Origin of the sequence: uncultured Amaricoccus sp., from assembly GCF_937858865.1 — a bacterium.
Classification (GTDB): Bacteria; Pseudomonadota; Alphaproteobacteria; order Rhodobacterales; family Rhodobacteraceae; genus Amaricoccus.
Map to the genome: position 1 here is coordinate 1 of NZ_CALLYO010000583.1, position 16,759 is coordinate 16,759.

The 16,759-nt window shown below is 70.6% G+C and carries 18 protein-coding genes; 8 read left to right on the plus strand and 10 right to left on the minus strand.

Annotation, left to right across the window (positions count from 1 at the left end; genetic code table 11):
* The 5 genes from Q0112_RS17225 to Q0112_RS17245 all read right to left on the minus strand — a co-directional run.
* Positions 1-377 (minus strand): ribulose bisphosphate carboxylase small subunit (locus tag Q0112_RS17225; protein WP_297977238.1); only part of this gene is annotated, 377 nt, incomplete at its 3' end.
* 11 nt (positions 378-388) lie between these two features.
* The gene (locus Q0112_RS17230) at positions 389-1,840 is read right to left on the minus strand and encodes a form I ribulose bisphosphate carboxylase large subunit (protein WP_297977240.1); all 1,452 of its coding nucleotides are present in this window, start codon (positions 1,838-1,840) and stop codon (positions 389-391) included.
* Between the two features lie 20 nt (positions 1,841-1,860).
* Positions 1,861-2,940: a class II fructose-bisphosphate aldolase gene (gene fba / locus Q0112_RS17235; protein WP_297977241.1), complete on the minus strand. Its 1,080-nt coding sequence runs from the start codon at positions 2,938-2,940 to the stop codon at positions 1,861-1,863.
* 82 nt (positions 2,941-3,022) lie between these two features.
* A complete protein-coding gene (locus Q0112_RS17240; RefSeq protein WP_297977242.1) occupies positions 3,023-3,895 on the minus strand; it encodes a phosphoribulokinase in 873 nt (290 codons plus the stop codon).
* A 2-nt stretch (positions 3,896-3,897) separates the two neighbouring features.
* Positions 3,898-4,842 carry a class 1 fructose-bisphosphatase gene (locus Q0112_RS17245; RefSeq protein WP_297977267.1) on the minus strand — a complete coding sequence of 315 codons (945 nt, stop codon included), beginning with the start codon at positions 4,840-4,842 and terminating at the stop codon, positions 3,898-3,900.
* Between the two features lie 165 nt (positions 4,843-5,007).
* On the opposite strand from Q0112_RS17245, the gene Q0112_RS17250 reads away from it, so the two are divergent.
* The gene (locus Q0112_RS17250) at positions 5,008-5,937 is read left to right on the plus strand and encodes a LysR family transcriptional regulator (RefSeq protein ID WP_297977243.1); all 930 of its coding nucleotides are present in this window, start codon (positions 5,008-5,010) and stop codon (positions 5,935-5,937) included.
* 49 nt (positions 5,938-5,986) lie between these two features.
* On the opposite strand, the gene Q0112_RS17255 is transcribed toward Q0112_RS17250, so the two are convergent.
* Genes Q0112_RS17255 through Q0112_RS17265 form a run of 3 tightly spaced genes read right to left on the minus strand, consistent with a single transcriptional unit; the run spans position 5,987 to position 8,639 of the window.
* Entirely contained in the window at positions 5,987-6,781 is a 795-nt protein-coding gene (locus tag Q0112_RS17255; RefSeq protein WP_297977244.1) for an ABC transporter ATP-binding protein, read from the minus strand.
* 6 nt (positions 6,782-6,787) lie between these two features.
* The gene (locus tag Q0112_RS17260) at positions 6,788-7,798 is read right to left on the minus strand and encodes an ABC transporter substrate-binding protein (RefSeq protein WP_297977245.1); all 1,011 of its coding nucleotides are present in this window, start codon (positions 7,796-7,798) and stop codon (positions 6,788-6,790) included.
* 37 nt (positions 7,799-7,835) lie between these two features.
* Complete coding sequence (locus tag Q0112_RS17265) at positions 7,836-8,639, minus strand: ABC transporter permease (RefSeq protein WP_297977246.1); 804 nt, start codon at positions 8,637-8,639, stop codon at positions 7,836-7,838.
* Between the two features lie 132 nt (positions 8,640-8,771).
* Between Q0112_RS17265 and gfa the strand changes: the two genes are divergently transcribed.
* The 7 genes from gfa (at position 8,772) to Q0112_RS17300 (ending at position 15,728) form a co-directional block, all read left to right on the plus strand.
* Entirely contained in the window at positions 8,772-9,353 is a 582-nt protein-coding gene (gene gfa, locus Q0112_RS17270; protein WP_297977247.1) for an S-(hydroxymethyl)glutathione synthase, read from the plus strand.
* A 137-nt stretch (positions 9,354-9,490) separates the two neighbouring features.
* On the plus strand, positions 9,491-10,621 hold the full coding sequence (locus Q0112_RS17275) for an S-(hydroxymethyl)glutathione dehydrogenase/class III alcohol dehydrogenase (RefSeq protein WP_297977248.1): 1,131 nt from the start codon (positions 9,491-9,493) through the stop codon (positions 10,619-10,621).
* A gap of 142 nt (positions 10,622-10,763) precedes the next feature.
* The gene (fghA, locus tag Q0112_RS17280; protein ID WP_297977249.1) at positions 10,764-11,588 is read left to right on the plus strand and encodes an S-formylglutathione hydrolase; all 825 of its coding nucleotides are present in this window, start codon (positions 10,764-10,766) and stop codon (positions 11,586-11,588) included.
* A gap of 63 nt (positions 11,589-11,651) precedes the next feature.
* Entirely contained in the window at positions 11,652-12,050 is a 399-nt protein-coding gene (locus Q0112_RS17285; RefSeq protein ID WP_324561958.1) for a cytochrome c family protein, read from the plus strand.
* A gap of 357 nt (positions 12,051-12,407) precedes the next feature.
* Positions 12,408-14,213, plus strand: a complete 1,806-nt coding sequence (locus Q0112_RS17290) for a methanol/ethanol family PQQ-dependent dehydrogenase (protein ID WP_297977250.1) — start codon at positions 12,408-12,410, stop codon at positions 14,211-14,213.
* Positions 14,214-14,370: 157 nt separating this feature from the next.
* Positions 14,371-14,886, plus strand: a complete 516-nt coding sequence (locus tag Q0112_RS17295) for a c-type cytochrome, methanol metabolism-related (RefSeq protein WP_297977251.1) — start codon at positions 14,371-14,373, stop codon at positions 14,884-14,886.
* Positions 14,887-14,888: 2 nt separating this feature from the next.
* Entirely contained in the window at positions 14,889-15,728 is an 840-nt protein-coding gene (locus Q0112_RS17300; protein WP_297977252.1) for a substrate-binding domain-containing protein, read from the plus strand.
* Positions 15,729-15,732: 4 nt separating this feature from the next.
* Here Q0112_RS17300 and Q0112_RS17305 read toward each other — a convergent pair whose 3' ends face one another.
* Both Q0112_RS17305 and fdhD read right to left on the minus strand, forming a co-directional pair.
* Complete coding sequence (locus Q0112_RS17305; protein WP_297977254.1) at positions 15,733-15,954, minus strand: formate dehydrogenase subunit delta; 222 nt, start codon at positions 15,952-15,954, stop codon at positions 15,733-15,735.
* A complete protein-coding gene (gene fdhD / locus Q0112_RS17310; protein ID WP_297977255.1) occupies positions 15,944-16,756 on the minus strand; it encodes a formate dehydrogenase accessory sulfurtransferase FdhD in 813 nt (270 codons plus the stop codon). Before fdhD ends, Q0112_RS17305 begins: the two co-directional genes overlap by 11 nt.
* Positions 16,757-16,759: the final 3 nt, after the last annotated feature.

A 16,759-nucleotide genomic window follows, 5' to 3' on the forward strand; every position in this document is an offset into this window, starting at 1 on the left:
TGGATCGTGTAGCGGATGTGGCGGCCCTGCGTTTCCTGGCGGACGAGGCGGAAGCCGGGTTCCTCGGCGGGGCGGTTGGCGATGAAGGAGAGACGCACCGACTCCCAGCCGGGGGTGGCGTCGAAGGCGAGGACGCGGATGTAGCGGCCGCCGTACTGCTTGCGGCACTCGTTCAGCTCGTAGACGAGGGCGGCGGCGTCGGGATTGTCGAACATCGGGTGGCCCCACATCTCCCAGTAGCTGTTGCGGGGGTGGGGGTCGTCGGTATGCTCGAGGCTGACCGCCCAGCCCTTGTCGATGCAGTATTGCACCTGCTCGTGGATCTGTTCGTCGGTGAGGTCGGGGAGGAAGGAGAAGGCTCCCTGGGTGACGCGCATCGGGGTGCTCCTCAGCTCGGGGTGGCGGTGGGGACGAAGTCGGGGGTGTCGGTCGAGGCATAGTCGAAGGTCACGTCCTTCCAGGTGTCGAGCGCCTGGCGAAGGGGCGTGCAGGTCTTCGCCGCCGCGGCGAGGATCTGCGGGCCTTCGGCGAGATAGTCGCGCCCGGCGTTGCGGGCGTAGATCATCGCCTCGAGCGCGACGCGGTTCGCGGTGGCGCCGGCGGCAATGCCGTGCGGATGGCCGATGGTGCCGCCGCCGAACTGCAGCACCACGTCCTCGCCGAGATGGTCGATCAGCTGGTGCATCTGGCCGGCGTGGATGCCGCCCGAGGCGACCGGCATCAGCTTGTTGAGGCCGGCCCAGGGCTGCTCGAAGAAGACGCCGTTCTCGAGGCGCTGCGGCGTCACCTCCTCGCGGCAGATGTCGTAGTAGCCGCGGGTGGTGGCCGGGTCGCCCTCGAGCTTGCCGACGACGGTGCCGGCGTGGATATGGTCGACGCCGGCGAGGCGCATCCACTTGGCGATGACCCGGAAGCTGACGCCGTGCGTCTTCTGCCGGGTGTAGGTGGAGTGGCCGGCGCGGTGGAGGTGCAGGATCATGTCGTTGCGGCGGGCCCATTTCGCCATCGACTGGATGGCGGTGTAGCCGATGACGAGGTCGATCATCACGATGACAGAGCCGAGGTCGCGGGCGAACTCGGCGCGCTCGTACATGTCCTCCATGGTGGCGGCGGTGATGTTGAGGTAGGTGCCCTTGATCTCGCCGGTGGCGGCGGAGGCGCGGGCGACGGCCTCCATGCAGTAGAGGAAGCGGTCGCGCCAGTGCATGAAGGGCTGCGAGTTGATGTTCTCGTCGTCCTTGGTGAAGTCGAGGCCGCCCTTCAGCGCCTCGTAGACGACGCGGCCGTAGTTGCGCCCCGAGAGGCCGAGCTTCGGCTTGACCGTGGCGCCGAGGAGCGGGCGGCCCCAGCATTGCAGGCGCTCGCGCTCGACGACGATGCCGGTCGCGGGGCCCTGGAAGGTCTTCACGTAGGCCGTCGGCAGGCGCATGTCCTCGAGGCGGAGACCCTTCAGCGGCTTGAAGCCGAAGACGTTGCCGATGATCGAGGCGGTGAGGTTGGCGATCGAGCCGGCCTCGAAGAGGTCGAGGTCATAGGCGATCCAGGCGAAGAACTGGCCGGGGGCGTTGGGGACCGGATCGACGCGGTAGGCCTTCGCGCGGTACTTCTCGCAGGCGGTGAGCCGGTCGGTCCAGACCACGGTCCAGGTGGCGGTGGAGCTCTCGCCGGCCACGGCGGCGGCGGCTTCGACCGGGTCGACGCCCTCCTGCGGGGTGATGCGGAAGAGGGCGATGATGTCGGTGTCCTTCGGCTCGTAGTCGGGCTCCCAGTAGCCCATCTTGCGGTACTCGAGCACGCCGGCGCTGTAGCGGGTCCTGGGGGTCTCGGCTCCGTCGGGCATGGGGTGTCTCCTTCGCGGGCTCAGGCGGCCTCGGCCGCGGTGACGACGGGGTCGAGCGCGCCGCTCATGTAGCGGCGGGCCATCTCGTCGATGGGGATGACGTCGATCGACTGGGCGTGGCCGGCGGCGCCGAAGGCCTCGAACCGTTCGCGGCAGAGGCTTTCCAGCTCGGCCATGGCCGGGATCAGGAACTTGCGCGGGTCGAACTCCTGCGGCTTCTCGCGGGCGACCTTGCGGAACTGCGCCGCCATCGCCAGGCGGCAGTCGGTGTCGATGTTGACCTTGCGCACGCCGTGGCGGATGCCGCGGACGATCTCCTCGACCGGCACGCCCCAGGTCTGCGGCATCTCGCCGCCGTGGGCGTTGATCATGTCCTGCAGCGCCTGCGGCACCGAGGAGGAGCCGTGCATGACGAGGTGGGTGTCGGGGAGGCGGGCGTGGATCGCCTCGATGACGTGGATGGCGAGGATGTCGCCGTCGGGGCGGCGGCTGAACTTGTAGGCGCCGTGGCTGGTGCCGCAGGCGATGGCGAGCGCGTCGACGCGGGTGCGGGCGACGAAGTCGGCGGCCTGGTCGGGGTCGGTGAGGAGCTGGTCGTGGGAGAGGGTTCCTTCGGCGCCCGAGCCGTCCTCGGCGGCGGCCGCGCCGGTCTCGAGGGAGCCGAGGACGCCGAGCTCGCCCTCGACCGAGGCGCCGACGGCATGGGCCATCCCGGCCACGCGGCGGGTGATGGCGAGGTTGTAGTCGTAGGAGGCCGGGGTCTTCATGTCGGCCTCGAGCGAGCCGTCCATCATCACGCTGGTGAAGCCGTGGCGGATGGCCGAGAGGCAGGTCGCCTCGTCGTTGCCGTGGTCCTGGTGCAGGCAGATCGGGATCTTCGGGTGCATCTCGGCCAGCGCCTCGACCATGCGGCGGAGCATGGTGTCGCCGGCGTAGGAGCGGGCGCCGCGGCTGGCCTGCAGGATGACGGGGGCGTCGGTCGCCGCGGCGGCGCGCAGGATGGCGAGGCCCTGCTCCATGTTGTTGATGTTGAAGGCGGGGACGCCGTAGCCCCGCTCGGCGGCGTGGTCGAGGAGCTGGCGGAGGGTGATGAGGGCCATGGGTCTTCCTTTCAGGCGCCGGGCATGACGTCTTCGGCCGCCGGAGGCGGTGTCGTCGCGGTCGGGTTCACGTGTCGCTCCTTCAGGCGCGCCGGGCGTTGTCGACGAGGCGCAGGATCAGCGGGGTGAGGATGAGCTGCATGGCGAGGTCGAGCTTGCTGCCCGGGATGACGATCGAGTTGGCGCGGGTCATCCAGCTCCCCTGGATCATCGAGACGAGGTAGGGGAAGTCGATGCCGCGCGGGCTGCGGAAGCGGATGACGACGAGGCTCTCGTCGGCAGTCGGGATCCAGCGGGCGATGAAGGGGTTCGAGGTGTCGACGACCGGCACCCGCTGGAAGTTGATGTCGGTCAGGGTGAACTGCGGGCAGATGCAGTGCACGTAGGCGTGCATCCGGCGCAGGATCACGTCGGTGACCGCCTCGGTCGAGTAGCCGCGGCTGGCGCGGTCGCGGTGGATCTTCTGGATCCATTCGAGGTTGATGACCGGAACCACGCCGATCTTGAGGTCGGCGAGCTCGGAGAGGTCGACCTCGCCGTTGGCGACGGCGCCGTGCAGCCCCTCGTAGAAGAGGAGGTCGCTGTCGTCCTCGAACGGCGCCCAGTCGGTGAAGGTGCCGGGGGGCGCGCCGTAGCGCTCCGCCTCGCGCTCGTCGTGGACATAGTGGCGGGTGCGGCCGCGGCCGGTCTCGCCGTACTCGCGGAAGACGCGCTCGAGGTCGGCGAGGATGTTGGCCTCGTAGCTGAAGTGGCTGAAGGTGGCGTCGCCGGCGGCGAGGCGGGCGTCGAGCTCGGCCTTCATGGCGGAGCGGTCGTAGCGGTGGAAGGCGTCGCCCTCGATCGAGACGGCCCTGATCCCCTCGCGGCGGAAGATCTGGTCGAAGGTGTGCTTGACCGTGGTGGTGCCGGCGCCGGAGGAGCCGGTGACCGAGATGATCGGGTGCCTGCGGCTCATGGTCAGTTCCGGAAGAGGCCGCGGCGGCCGAAGAGCGCGGAGACCTCGGGGCGGGCGAGGGCGTGGTAGGCGGCGACGTGCGCGACCTTCTCGGCCGAGCCGAAGACGAAGGGGGTGCGCTCGTGCAGGGCGGCAGCCGTCTGGTCGAGGATGCGCTCGGCGCCGTCGGTGGCGCGGCCGCCGGCCTGCTCGATGAGGAAGGCGATGGGGGCGCATTCGTAGACGCGGCGCAGGCGCCCGTGCTCGTAGCCGGCGCGCGCATCGGCGGGGTAGAGGAAGATGCCGCCGCGGGTGACGATGCGGTGCACCTCGGCGACGAGGGAGGCGATCCAGCGCATGTTGAAGTCGCTGCCGTGCGGGCCCTCGGCGCCGGCGAGGCAGTCGTCGATGTAGGCGCGGACCGGCTCCGGCCAGTGGCGCTGGTTGGAGGCGTTGATGGCGTATTCGGCGGAGCTGGGCGGGACGGTGACCGGGGCGGCGAGGCGGAAGATGCCGGCGGGGCGGTCGAGGACGAACTTCATCGCACCGGCGCCGAAGCTCGCGACGAGGGCGGTCTGCGGGCCGTAGATGACGTAGCCGGCGGCGAGCAGGTCGCGGCCGGGGCGGAGGAAGCTGGCGGCGGCGTCGGCGGCGGCGGGGTAGAGGCCGAAGATGGTGCCGATCGAGACGTTGACGTCGACGTTGGAGGAACCGTCGAGCGGGTCGATGGCGAGGGCGAGGGTGCCGTCGCGGTCGAGCTCGGCGACGCCGTCGAGCTCCTCGGAGGCGTACCAGCGGATGCCGGTGCCGGCGAGCCCGCTGCGGAAGGCGGCGTCGGCCATGACGTCGAGGGCGATCTGGCGGTCGCCGTCGCTGTTGGTGCCGGAGGCGGCGCCGAGCTCGGCGCCGAGGCCGGCGCCGGCGATCGCCGCCGAGAGGTCGCGCGCGGCGGCGGCGATGGCCTGCATCGGCCGGCGGTAGGCGGCGGGGACGTGCTGCGCCTCGAGCGGTCCGGCGTGGTCCAGCATCTTTCTTTCCCTCCTTCGGTCCGGGGAGACCGAATCTTGCCTTCCCTCTTGGCAGAGGTTCGGCTAAAAGAAAATTTTAATAGTTGGAATGAGGGTTCAGGAAAGGTGAAGGCGCGGCCGGATGCCATAACCTTCAAGCAGTTGCGTGCCTTCCGCGAGGTGGTGGATCGCGGCTCGCTGACCGCCGCGGCCGAGGCGCTCGGGCTGTCGGTGCCGGCGGTGCATGCGCAGCTGCAGAGCCTGCGGGGCTTCGCCGGGACCGAGGTGCTGGCGCGCGGGCCGGACGGCCGCTGGGCGCCGACGGCGGAAGGCGAGGTGATGCTGGCTACGGCGCGGGCGGTGCAGACGGCGCTCGACGTGGCGATGCAGCGGATCGCCTCGCTCAGGTCCGGGCGCCAGGGGCGGGTGGCCCTCGGGGTGGTGAGCACGGCGAAGTATTTCGCCCCCTATCTCGTCGCCCGGCTGATGCGGCAGTTCCCGACCATCGACATCGAGCTGAAGGTCGGCAACCGGGGCGAGATCTTCGCGGCGCTGGCCGAGGGGCGGCTCGATCTCGCCATCACCGGCTGGCCGCCGCGCGAGCCGGCGGTGGAGGCGGCGACGCTCGGGCCGCACCCGCACGTCATCGTGGCGGCGCCGGGGCATCCGCTGGCCGCCGGCGGCAACGGGGACCCGGCGGCGCTCGTCGAGGAGACCTTCCTCTCGCGCGAGGAGGGGTCGGGGACGCGGAGCCTGATGATCCGCTTCCTCGACCGCATCGCCGAGGGGCGGACGATCCGCACCATCGAGATGGGGACGAACGAGACGATCAAGCAGGCGGTGATGGCCGGGCTCGGCATCGCGCTCATCTCGCAGCATGCGGTGATCGAGGAGCTGCGCCAGGGACGGCTGGTGGCGCTGGAGCTGGAGGGGCTGCCGATCGTGCGGCAGTGGTTCCTGATCCACGTCGCCGGCCAGCCGCTGTTGCCGGCGGCCGACAAGGTGGCGCGCGCCATCGTGGCGATGGAGGGAAGCTTCCTGCCGGTGCTGGGGTGAGCGTCCTCTTCAGGGCATGGCTTCTCGCGAGGACGAGAAGGCGCCGCGCTCAACTCTCGCCGCCGCGGTAGAAGTCGGAGTTGGGGTCGGAGACGACCATGGCGCGCAGGCGGTCCCAGAGGTGGCGGCGGAGTTCGGCGAAGCCCGGGGCCTCGCGCGGGTCGTGCTGCCAGCGCGGGCGGGGGAAGGTGACCGGGAGCTCCTCGACGATTCGGGCCGGGCGGGGCGAGAGGAGGAGGACGCGGTCGGCGAGGACCAGCGCCTCGTCGACGCTGTGGGTGACGAAGACGACGGTCGGGCCGGCGCCGCCGCCGGTCAGGCGGAGGAGCTCGGCCTGCATCAGCTCGCGCGACTGGGCGTCGAGGGCGGCGAAGGGCTCGTCCATGAGCAGGAGCTCGGGCTCGGGCGCCAGCGCGCGGGCGAGGGCGACGCGCTGCTGCATGCCGCCCGAGAGCTCGCGCGGCCAGGCGTCGGCGAAGCGGCCGAGGCCGACCTGGGCGAGAACACGGTCGACGCGGGCGGATCGCTCGCGCTCGCCGAGGTGGGGCAGGGCGAAAGCGACGTTGGCGCGCACCGTCTTCCAGGGCAGCAGGCGGTAGGACTGGAAGACCATCGCCGTCGCGACGCCGGGCACCGGGGCGGCGCCGGCGACCGTGATGCGCCCGGCGTCCGGGGCGAGGAGGCCGGCGATCAGCCGGAGGAGCGAGGTCTTGCCGCAGCCGGAGGGGCCGAGCACCACCAGCGTCTCGCCGCGGCGGGCGGCGAGGTCGATGCGGTCGATGACGGGGCGGCCGCCGAGGGTGAGCGAGACGCCGGCGAGGGAGAGGTGGACGGCGTCGCGCAAGGCGGCTCAGCGGGTCGGCACGCCCGCGGCCTCGGCCGGGCCGATCCTGGCGAGGACCTGCTCGAGCGGCGCGAGGTCGGCCCAGGCGTCGAGCGGCGCCGGCGCGATGCCGGCGAAGTCCTCGCTCTCGTGCAGCCAGGCCTGCGCCTCCTCGAGCTCGGACGCGCTGATGCCGCCGTCGGTGCTCCAGGTGCCGGCGAAGGCGTCGGCGAGGAGCCGGAGGTCGGCCTCGGGCACGTCGGGGCGCGCCCTGTGCATGGCGGCGACCCAGTGGTCGGGATGGGCGGCGAAGTCGCGCGAGGCGAGCGTGATCGCCTCGATCACCGCCTCGACCTCCTCGCCGCGCTCGGCGAGCGTGTCGGTGCGCACGATGTTGAGCTTCGAGAGGATCGGCGCGGCGCGGTAGTAGGCGTCGACGCCGACGAGGACCGAGACGGCGGGGTCGTCATCGATGGCGGTATAGGTGCCGATCGACATGGTGGTGGCGTCGATCTGGCCGGCGAGGAGCGCCTGGGCGCGGGCCTGCGGCTGGCCGAGGGCGACGAACTCGATCTTCGAGGTGTCGACGCCCGCGGCCGCGAGCACCTTGGTCGAGAGCAGGTGGTCGACGCTGCCGATGCGGCCGATGCCGAAGCGCTTGCCGGCGAGGTCGGCCACGGCGTCGATGTCGCCGCGGCCGGCGATGAGGAAGGGGAGCGAGCGGTTGGGCGACATGACGCCGCGCAGATCGGTCGCGCCCTGGGCGGTCGCCTGCAGCAGCGCCTCGAGCGCGACGTTGGCCATCTCGCCCTCGCCGGCGCGCAGCGCGGCCATGGCGAGCGGGGTCTGCTGCACGCGGACGAATTCGACCTCGACGCCGGCGCGGTCGAAGTAGCCCTCCTGCTCGGCGAGTTCCATCACCGAGTTCGGCACCAGCGGCACCTCGAGGTCGGTGACGACGAGCCGGAACGGCGCGGCGGCGGCCGGAAGCGCGACGAGGGCCGCCAGCGCCGTTGCGGACAAGAGACGTTTCAGCATTTTCCTTCCTCCCGATAGGGGCGCGTTCCCGGCGCCCTCAGTCCGATCCGCGCCAGCGCAGCATCCGCCGCTCGGCGAGGCGCAGTCCCTCGGTCATGGCGACGCCGATCGCCGCGAGCACCACCACCACGGCCAGGTATTCGGCCATCTGGAAGCGGCTGCCGTAGAGCGCGAGCAGCCCGCCGAGGCCGGAGACGGCGGTATAGAGCTCGGCCACCACGGTGTTGATGAGTCCGATGGTAGCGCCGATCCTGACGCCGGCCACGAGGTAGGGCAGCGCGCCGGGCAGGACGACGTGGGCGAGGATGCGCCCGCGCGCGGCGCCGGTGGCGCGGGCCATCTCGACGAGGTCGGGGTCGGCGGCGCGGACGCCGGCGTAGGCGTTGAGCACGATCGGCATGACCGCGCCGAGGAAGACGATGAGGATCTTGGCCTCGAAGCCGAGCCCGAGCAGCACGATGATGAGCGGGATGAAGGCGACGCGCGGCGTGGCGGCGAGGCCGTGGACGTAGATGTCGAGCATCTGTCCGACCGGGCGGATCATGCCCATGAGCGCGCCGAGCGCGATGCCGGTGACCACGGCGGCGCCGGTGCCGGCGAGATAGACGGTGAGGCTCTGGCCGAGCGCGGGCCAGATGCGGCCCTCGGCGAGGAGCCGCGCGAGGGCCCGGGCGACCGCGGCGGGCGAGGCGAAGAGGCCGGCCGGGGCGGCGCGGGCGGCGAGCCACCAGACGAGCAGGACGAGGGCGAGGAAGCCGAGGCGGAGCGCGGCCACGGGCAGCGGCGCGGCCCCGGTGGAGGCACGCTGCCGCGGTCCGACGGCTCGAGCGTCTTCAGCCATGCCGTCTTGTCCGCGATCCTCGGGCCCGGCGCAAGCAGCGCGCGCCCTCCGCCGCCTCCGACCTTTGGCTGAATGGACGAGAGCGCGCCCGAGGGTGGAGACTGCGCGGACGAGAACAAGAGGGAGCGGCGCATGACCTACGAGAACGTGAAGATCCATCCCGCCGTGGACGGGGGCGTGAAGAAGGGCGACCCGAACTTCTCCGGCGGCACGCTGAGCTGCAGGTGCGCCACCGACAAGGTCGAGGTGAAGGTGGGCGCGCAGACCGCGCACAACCACGTCTGCGGCTGCACCCAGTGCTGGAAGCCGGAGGGGGCGGTCTTCAGCCAGGTTGCCGTTGTCGGGCGCGACAAGGTCGAGGTGACGAAGAACGGCCACAAGCTCAAGGTCGTCGACCCCTCGAAGACGATCCAGCGCTATGCCTGCACCGGCTGCGGCGCCCATATGTACGGGCGGATCGAGAACAAGGACCATCCGTTCTACGGGCTCGACTTCGTGCACACCGAGCTCTCGCCGGAGAGCGGCTGGTCGGAGCCGCAGTTCGCGGCCTTCGTCTCCTCGGTGATCGAGGCGGGTGTCGACCCGTCGCGGATGGAGGGCATCCGCGGCCGGCTGCGCGAGCTCGGGCTCGAGCCCTACGACTGCCTGTCGCCGCCCTTGATGGACGCGATCGCGACGCATGTCGCCAAGAGGTCGGGCGCGCTCCCCGCGTGAGCCGCCCCGTGCCGGCCGGACCCGCCCGCCAGCCCCCTCCCCCCGGCGGCGCGGGGACCGGCCGGCGCCGTTTCCGCCTTCCGGCCGACGTGCCGCCGATCGTAAGGTGCCCTTGCTGAGCTGATTGGAGAATGCCCATGCGTACGCGCGCCGCCGTGGCCGTAGCCGCCGGAAAGCCGCTCGAGATCATGGAGGTGAACCTCGAGGGGCCGAAGGCTGGCGAGGTCCTCGTCGAGATCAAGGCGACCGGGATCTGCCATACCGACGAGTTCACCCTCTCGGGGGCCGACCCGGAAGGCCTCTTCCCCTCGATCCTCGGGCACGAAGGCGCGGGCGTGGTGGTCGAGGTCGGGCCGGGGGTGACGAGCGTGAAGAAGGGCGATCACGTCATCCCGCTCTACACGCCCGAGTGCCGCGAGTGCCCCTCGTGCCTCAGCCGCAAGACCAACCTCTGCACCGCGATCCGCGGCACGCAGGGGCAGGGGCTGATGCCGGACGGGACGACCCGCTTCTCGACGCTCGATGGCGAGCCGATCCTGCACTACATGGGCTGCTCGACCTTCTCGAACTTCACCGTGCTGCCGGAGATCGCGGTGGCGAAGGTGCGCGAGGACGCGCCCTTCGACAAGATCTGCTACATAGGCTGCGGGGTGACGACCGGGATCGGGGCGGTCATCAACACGGCGAAGGTCGAGATCGGGGCGAAGGCGGTGGTCTTCGGGCTCGGCGGCATCGGGCTGAACGTGATCCAGGGCCTGAAGATGGCCGGGGCCGACATGATCATCGGCGTCGACCTCAACAACGACAAGAAGGAGTGGGGCGAGAGGTTCGGGATGACCCACTTCGTCAACCCGAAGGAGGTCGACGGCTCGGTCGTCCAGCATATCGTCAACATGACCAAGACCAGGGCCGACCAGATCGGTGGCGCCGACTACAGCTTCGACTGCACCGGCAACGTGAAGGTGATGCGCGACGCGCTGGAATGCACCCACCGCGGCTGGGGCGTCTCGGTCGTGATCGGCGTGGCGCCGGCGGGGGCGGAGATCGCGACGCGGCCGTTCCAGCTCGTGACCGGGCGGGTCTGGAAGGGCACCGCCTTCGGCGGGGCGCGGGGGCGGACGGACGTGCCGAAGATCGTCGACTGGTACATGGACGGCAAGATCCAGATCGACCCGATGATCACCCACCTGCTCCGGCTCGAGGACATCAACAAGGGCTTCGACCTGATGCACGCGGGCGAGTCGATCCGCTCGGTCGTGGTCTACTGAGACGAGGGACGGCCCGGCGTCGCGCACGGTCTTGCGTGCCAGACGCCGGGCAAGCCATTGAAGCGGAAGGGTTTGCCAGTCATCGTCAACCAGATCGAAACCTGCGTTAACGCGCAGTTGCCGCGGTGACGGAGGAGGAGAAATGAAGACGGTCTCGGAGAATGCGTCCTTCGGGGGCGTGCAGGGCGTCTACAGCCACACGTCGGACGTCTGCGGCTGCGAGATGACCTTCGCGGTCTACCTGCCGCCGCAGGCGAAGGCGGGCAAGGTGCCGGTGCTCTGGTACCTGTCCGGGCTGACCTGCACGCACGAGAACGCCATGGTCAAGGCCGGGGCGCAGGGCTGGGCGGCTGAGGAGGGGATCGCGGTCGTCTTCCCCGACACCTCGCCGCGCGGCGAGGGCGTCGCCGACGATGCCGCCTACGACCTGGGGCAGGGGGCGGGCTTCTACGTCAACGCCACCGAGGCGCCCTGGACGCCGCACTTCCGCATGTGGGACTATGTGGTCGACGAGCTGCCCGAGCTCGTCTTCGGCGAGCTGCCGCTCGACCCGGAGCGGCAGGGGATCACCGGCCATTCCATGGGCGGGCACGGGGCGCTGACCATCGCCATGACCCGGCCGGGGACCTACCGCTCGCTCTCGGCGATCTCGCCGATCGCCAATCCGACGCGATCGGACTGGGGGCGCAAGCAGTTCGCCGCCTACCTCGGCGCGGACGAGGCGGCGTGGCGGGTGCACGACGCCAGCGTGCTGATGCGGGAGCAGGGATACCCGCGGCCGCTGCTGGTGGACCAGGGGGCGAAGGACCAGTTCCTCGACCTGCTGAAGCCCGAGACGCTGGCCGCGGCGGCGGCCGAGCGGCGCCAGCCGATGCATTTCCGCATGGTCGAGGACTACGACCACAGCTATTTCTATGTTGCCAGCGTCATGGAGGACCATGTGCGCTGGCACGCGGCGCACCTTTGAGCGCGCCGTAGCCAGGGAGCATCCCCGCGGGGGGTGCCAGAGCCAGGAGGAGGATACGTCAAGATGGGAATGATCGGGCAGGGGGCGCTCGCAGCGGCCCTGGCGGTGGTGCTCGCGGTGCCGGCATTCGCCCAGGAGGGCGACGTGGCGGCGGGCGAGAAGGTGTTCAAGAAGTGCGCCGCCTGCCACTCGCTCGACCCAGACGGCAAGGCCAAGGTGGGACCGGATCTCTACGGCGTGGTCGGCCGCACCACCGGGACGACGGAAGGCTTCAAGTATTCCGACGACATGGTGAAGGCGGGTGAGGAAGGGCACGTCTGGACGCCGGAGGAGATCTCGACCTTCCTCGAGGCCCCGAAGAAGATGTTCCCGAAGACCAAGATGACCTTCGCCGGGCTGAAGAAGCCCGAGGAGCGCGCCGACGTGATCGCCTATATCGAGAGCGTCAGCAACGGCGACTGAGCCGCGCGGCGGCGCGCCGGACGGGGGCTCCCGCCGGCCGCCGCGACCTTCGTGCCACCTCTTTTTTCCGGCCGATGCCATGTGGTGGACACGGTGTCGCACCGTCGCGCGGCCTCGCGCCGTGCGGCGCCTCTGGTCGCTGCGGTAATCGTGGCGGGACAATCCGTTAGCGGTCGCCGCGACGCCGGCCGGAGCGGGCCATACTTTCGGTTGAAGGGCGGACCGGTCTCGTTGACAACCGCCGGCCGAAGCAATTTCATAAGAAGTTAATATGGAGGGCGCCGGCGAGGCGCGCCCCTCGGGGGCGGGCAGACGGCGGATCGCCAAAGAGAGACGATGACGCAAGGGAGGTCCTGCATGAAACGGTGGTCACTGTCGGTCGCAGCTACGCTGCTCGTAGGGGTGGCGGCGCCTGCGCTGGCGAACGACTCGGTGCTGACGGAAACCGGCAACGCCAAGCAGTGGGCGATCCAGACCGGCGACTACGCCAACACCCGCTATTCCGAGCTCGACCAGATCAACAAGGACAACGTCGGGGATCTGCAGGTCGCCTGGACCTTCTCGACCGGCGTGCTGCGCGGCCACGAAGGCTCGCCGCTGGTCATCGGCGACATGATGTACGTCCACACGCCGTTCCCCAACACCGTCTACGCCCTCGACCTGGCGCAGGACGGCAGGATCGTCTGGAAGTACCATCCGCAGCAGGATCCGAACGTCATCGGCGTGATGTGCTGCGACACGGTCTATCGCGGTCTCGCCTATGCCGACGGGCTGCTGTTCCTGCACCAGGCCGACACCACGCTGGTGGCGCTCGACGCCAAGACCGGCGAGGTGAAGTGGAGCGTCGTGAACGGCGACCCGGCCAAGGGCGAGACCAACACGACGACGGTGCTGCCGGTGAAGGACAAGGTCATCGTCGGCATCTCCGGCGGCGAGTTCGGCGTGCGCGGCAGCGTCACTGCCTACAACATCGCCGACGGCAGCCTGGCCTGGCGGGCCTATTCGACCGGGCCGGACGAGGAGATGCTGGTCGATCCGGAGAAGACCACCCATCTCGGCAAGCCGATCGGCAAGGACAGCTCGCTGAACAGCTGGGAAGGCGACCAGTGGACGATCGGCGGCGGCACCACCTGGGGCTGGTACAGCTACGATCCCGATCTCGATCTCATCTACTACGGGACCGGCAACCCCTCGACCTGGAACCCCTCGCAGCGGCCGGGCGACAACCGGTGGTCGATGACCATCATGGCCCGCGATCCCGACGACGGGATGGCCAAGTGGTTCTACCAGATGACGCCGCACGACGAGTGGGACTTCGACGGCGTCAACGAGAACGTGCTGTTCGAGGCCGAGATCGACGGCACGGAGCGCAAGCTCCTGTTCCATCCCGACCGCAACGGCATCGCCTACACGCTCGACCGGGAGACGGGCGAGCTGCTCGTGGCCGAGAAGTACGACCCGGCGGTGAACTGGACGACCGGCGTCGACATGGACCCGAACTCCGAGACCTTCGGCCGGCCGCAGGTGGTGGCGCAGTATTCGACCGAGCAGAACGGCGAGGACGTGAACACGACCGGCATCTGCCCGGCCGCGCTCGGCACCAAGGACCAGCAGCCCTCGGCCTACTCGCCGAAGACCGGGCTGATGTACGTGCCGACCAACCACGTCTGCATGGACTACGAGCCGTTCCGGGTGAGCTATACCGCCGGCCAGCCCTACGTCGGCGCGACGCTCTCGATGTTCCCGGCGCCGAACAGCCATGGCGGCATGGGCAACTTCATCGCCTGGGATCCGGTCGCGGGCGAGATCAAGTGGTCGCTGCCCGAGCAGTTCTCGGTCTGGTCGGGCGCGCTGGCGACGGCCGGTGACGTGGTCTTCTACGGCACGCTCGAGGGCTACCTGAAGGCGGTCGACGCTGCGACGGGCAACGAGCTCTACAAGTTCAAGACCCCGTCCGGCGTGATCGGCAACGTCTTCACCTACGAGCGCGAGGGCAAGCAGTACGTGGGCGTCCTCTCGGGCGTCGGCGGCTGGGCCGGCATCGGCCTCGCGGCGGGCCTGACCAACGCGACCGACGGCCTCGGCGCGGTGGGCGGCTACGCGGCGCTCGCCGACTATACCGCCCTCGGCGGCCAGCTCACGGTCTTCGCGCTGCCCAACTGAGGGCCGCGACAGACAGGACTGAAACACGCGCCGCCCCGGACCTTCCGGGGCGGCGTTCGCGTCGGACGGGGCCAGCGCCCGGGCCAGACTAAAGTTTGATTTCCCTGCCCGGGGCGTCGGTCTAGCGTTCCGGGGACAGGCTTCTTGGGAGGAAGGGATGAGATCAGCCGCGCCGCTTCTGGCGTTCGCCATGCTCGTCGCCGGTGCGGCGTTTGCGCAGGACAGCTCGGGTGCCAATACCGAGGCCGTCGAGGACGACGGCGTGCGGTGGTTCAACTCGGACGGGGTCCCGACGTTCAAGATCGAGGCGGACGGGACGGTCGACTGGCCGACCTTCTCCGGCTATCGCCGCTACCATTCGGAATGCCACGTCTGCCACGGGCCGGATGGCGAGGGGTCGACCTATGCGCCGGCGCTGAAGGCCTCGGCGATGCGGCTCGACTACTACGAGTTCATCGAGGTGGTCGCCAGCGGCCGGCAGGTGGTCAACGCCGCCGACAACCAGGTGATGCCCGCCTTCGGCACCAATCCCAACGTCATGTGCTACCTCGACGACATCTGGACCTACCTCCGGGCGCGCGGCGTGGACGCCGTCCCGCGCGGCCGGCCGGCCAAGCGGGCCGACAAGTCCGAGGCCTATGCCGAGGCGGAGAAGGCCTGCATGGAGTCCTAGGGATGCGCGCGCTCGGCATAGCGATGGCGGCGGCCGTCGCCCTGGCCGGCCCGGTCGCGGCGCAGGTCGCCGACCTCGTCGACCACAGCGCCTTCCGGGTCTGCGCCGATCCGGCCAACCGGCCGCTCTCGGCCGAGGACGGCTCGGGCTTCGAGAACCGGATCGCCGAGCTCCTCGCCGGCAAGCTCGGCGTGCCGGTGCAATATACCTGGTTCCCGCAGGTGACCGGCTTCGTGCGGAACACGCTGCAGGCCGGCAAGTGCGACGTGGTGATGGGCTATGCCCAGGGCGACGAGCTCGTGCTCAACACCAACCATTACTACACCTCGACGCATGTGATCGTGGTGCGGAAGGACAGCGATCTCGCCGACGTCGACACGCTGCGCGACCCCCGCTTGCAGGGCCGGCGGATCGGCGTGGTGGCCGGCGCGCCGCCGTCGACGCACGTCGCGCGCCTCGGGATGATGAAGGATGCCGAGCCTTATGCCCTGATGACCGACCGGCGGGTCGAGGATCCGGCCGGGCAGATGCTGGCCGATCTCGAGGCGGGCAAGATCGATGCGGCGCTGCTCTGGGGGCCGATCGGCGGGCCGCTGGTGAAGCAGGGGCATCCCGGCCTGATCGCGACGCCGCTGCTCAAGGAGCCGGGGACGCCGCGGCTCGTCTTCCGCATCACCATGGGGGTGCGGGCCGGCGAGGACGAGTGGAAGCGCGAGCTCAACAGCCTGATCCGCCGCAACCAGGACGAGATCGACGCCATCCTGCGCGACGCGGGGGTGCCGATCTTCGACGATTTCGGCAAGGGCGAGAAGCCGGTGGCGGAGGCCGCGCCGCAGGAGTGATCGCTCAGGCGTCGGCCTTGGGGCGGAGGCGGGCGCTCGCCTCGATGACCAGGGGATGCAGGCCCTCGGCGCCGGAATCGACCAGGCGGAACAGTTCCTCGCGCATCTCGGGGGTCCAGTAGTCCTGGAGATGGCCCGCCACGCGGCCGGCCTGGTCCTCGCGCCGCTGGGTCGCGAAGAAGGTGCCGATCTGGTTCGCCATGGTGACCAGCCGGTCATGCGACATTGCGGTTCTCCGTCTCGATGCGGCGCGGATGGGAGAAGACCGCGAAGGTCGTCTCGCGCGCCAAGGCGACAAGGGTGAGGCCGGCCGCCTCGGCGAGGCGCACGGCGTGGGCGGTGGGCGCCGAGACGCCGACGACGACGGGGAACCCGGCCACGGCGGCCTTCTGCACCATGTCGACCGAGACGCGGCTCGTCAGCACGGCCGCGCCGGTACTCGCGTCCTCGCCGCGCTGCGCCAGGGCGCCGACGAGCTTGTCGAGCGCATTGTGCCGCCCGACGTCCTCGTAGGCCGCGACGATGCCCTCGCCCGGGCGCCAGAAGGCGGCGGCATGGACCGCGTGCGTCTCGCGATGAAGCGGCTGCGCCGCACCGAGCGCAGCCACCGCCGCCTCGACGTCGCGGGCGCGGAGCCGGAGATCGGCGCTCACCTCGGGCAGCGGGCGGACCGCCTCGGCGAGGCTGTCGATGCCGCAGAGCCCGCAGCCGACCGGCCCGAGCAGGTAGCGCCGCCGCGCTGCCAGCGCCTCGGCGCGGCCGCTGGCCAGCCACATGCGGATCTCGATGCCCTCGGGCTGCTCGACGACCTCGAGGTTCTCGATCTCCTCCGGCTGCGCGACGATGCGCTCGGTCAGGCTGAAGCCGAGGCCGAAGACCTCGAGATCGCAGGGCGTGGCCATGAGCACCGCCTGCGTCGTGCCGTCGTAGACCATGGCGACCGCCGTCTCCTCCGGCAGCGCCGGCACGACCGCGCGGGCCACGCCGGCGCGGACCGAGAGGCCGGGGACGCGGACGCTCGGCCGCATCGG

Bases quoted from the DNA above. Each gene is read 5' to 3' on its own strand.
- fghA (WP_297977249.1), top strand. From the start codon at position 10,764: ATGAAGACGGTCTCGGAGAATGCGTCCTTCGGGGGCGTGCAGGGCGTC.
- fba (WP_297977241.1), bottom strand. From the start codon at position 2,940: ATGGCCCTCATCACCCTCCGCCAGCTCCTCGACCACGCCGCCGAGCGG.
- fdhD (WP_297977255.1), bottom strand. From the start codon at position 16,756: ATGCGGCCGAGCGTCCGCGTCCCCGGCCTCTCGGTCCGCGCCGGCGTG.
- Q0112_RS17295 (WP_297977251.1), top strand. From the start codon at position 14,371: ATGAGATCAGCCGCGCCGCTTCTGGCGTTCGCCATGCTCGTCGCCGGT.
- Q0112_RS17275 (WP_297977248.1), top strand. From the start codon at position 9,491: ATGCGTACGCGCGCCGCCGTGGCCGTAGCCGCCGGAAAGCCGCTCGAG.
- Q0112_RS17285 (WP_324561958.1), top strand. From the start codon at position 11,652: ATGGGAATGATCGGGCAGGGGGCGCTCGCAGCGGCCCTGGCGGTGGTG.
- Q0112_RS17230 (WP_297977240.1), bottom strand. From the start codon at position 1,840: ATGCCCGACGGAGCCGAGACCCCCAGGACCCGCTACAGCGCCGGCGTG.
- Q0112_RS17300 (WP_297977252.1), top strand. From the start codon at position 14,889: ATGCGCGCGCTCGGCATAGCGATGGCGGCGGCCGTCGCCCTGGCCGGC.
- Q0112_RS17245 (WP_297977267.1), bottom strand. From the start codon at position 4,842: ATGCAGGCCATCGCCGCCGCCGCGCGCGACCTCTCGGCGGCGATCGCC.
- Q0112_RS17260 (WP_297977245.1), bottom strand. From the start codon at position 7,798: ATGCTGAAACGTCTCTTGTCCGCAACGGCGCTGGCGGCCCTCGTCGCG.
- Q0112_RS17305 (WP_297977254.1), bottom strand. From the start codon at position 15,954: ATGTCGCATGACCGGCTGGTCACCATGGCGAACCAGATCGGCACCTTC.
- Q0112_RS17290 (WP_297977250.1), top strand. From the start codon at position 12,408: ATGAAACGGTGGTCACTGTCGGTCGCAGCTACGCTGCTCGTAGGGGTG.
- Q0112_RS17240 (WP_297977242.1), bottom strand. From the start codon at position 3,895: ATGAGCCGCAGGCACCCGATCATCTCGGTCACCGGCTCCTCCGGCGCC.
- Q0112_RS17265 (WP_297977246.1), bottom strand. From the start codon at position 8,639: ATGGCTGAAGACGCTCGAGCCGTCGGACCGCGGCAGCGTGCCTCCACC.
- gfa (WP_297977247.1), top strand. From the start codon at position 8,772: ATGACCTACGAGAACGTGAAGATCCATCCCGCCGTGGACGGGGGCGTG.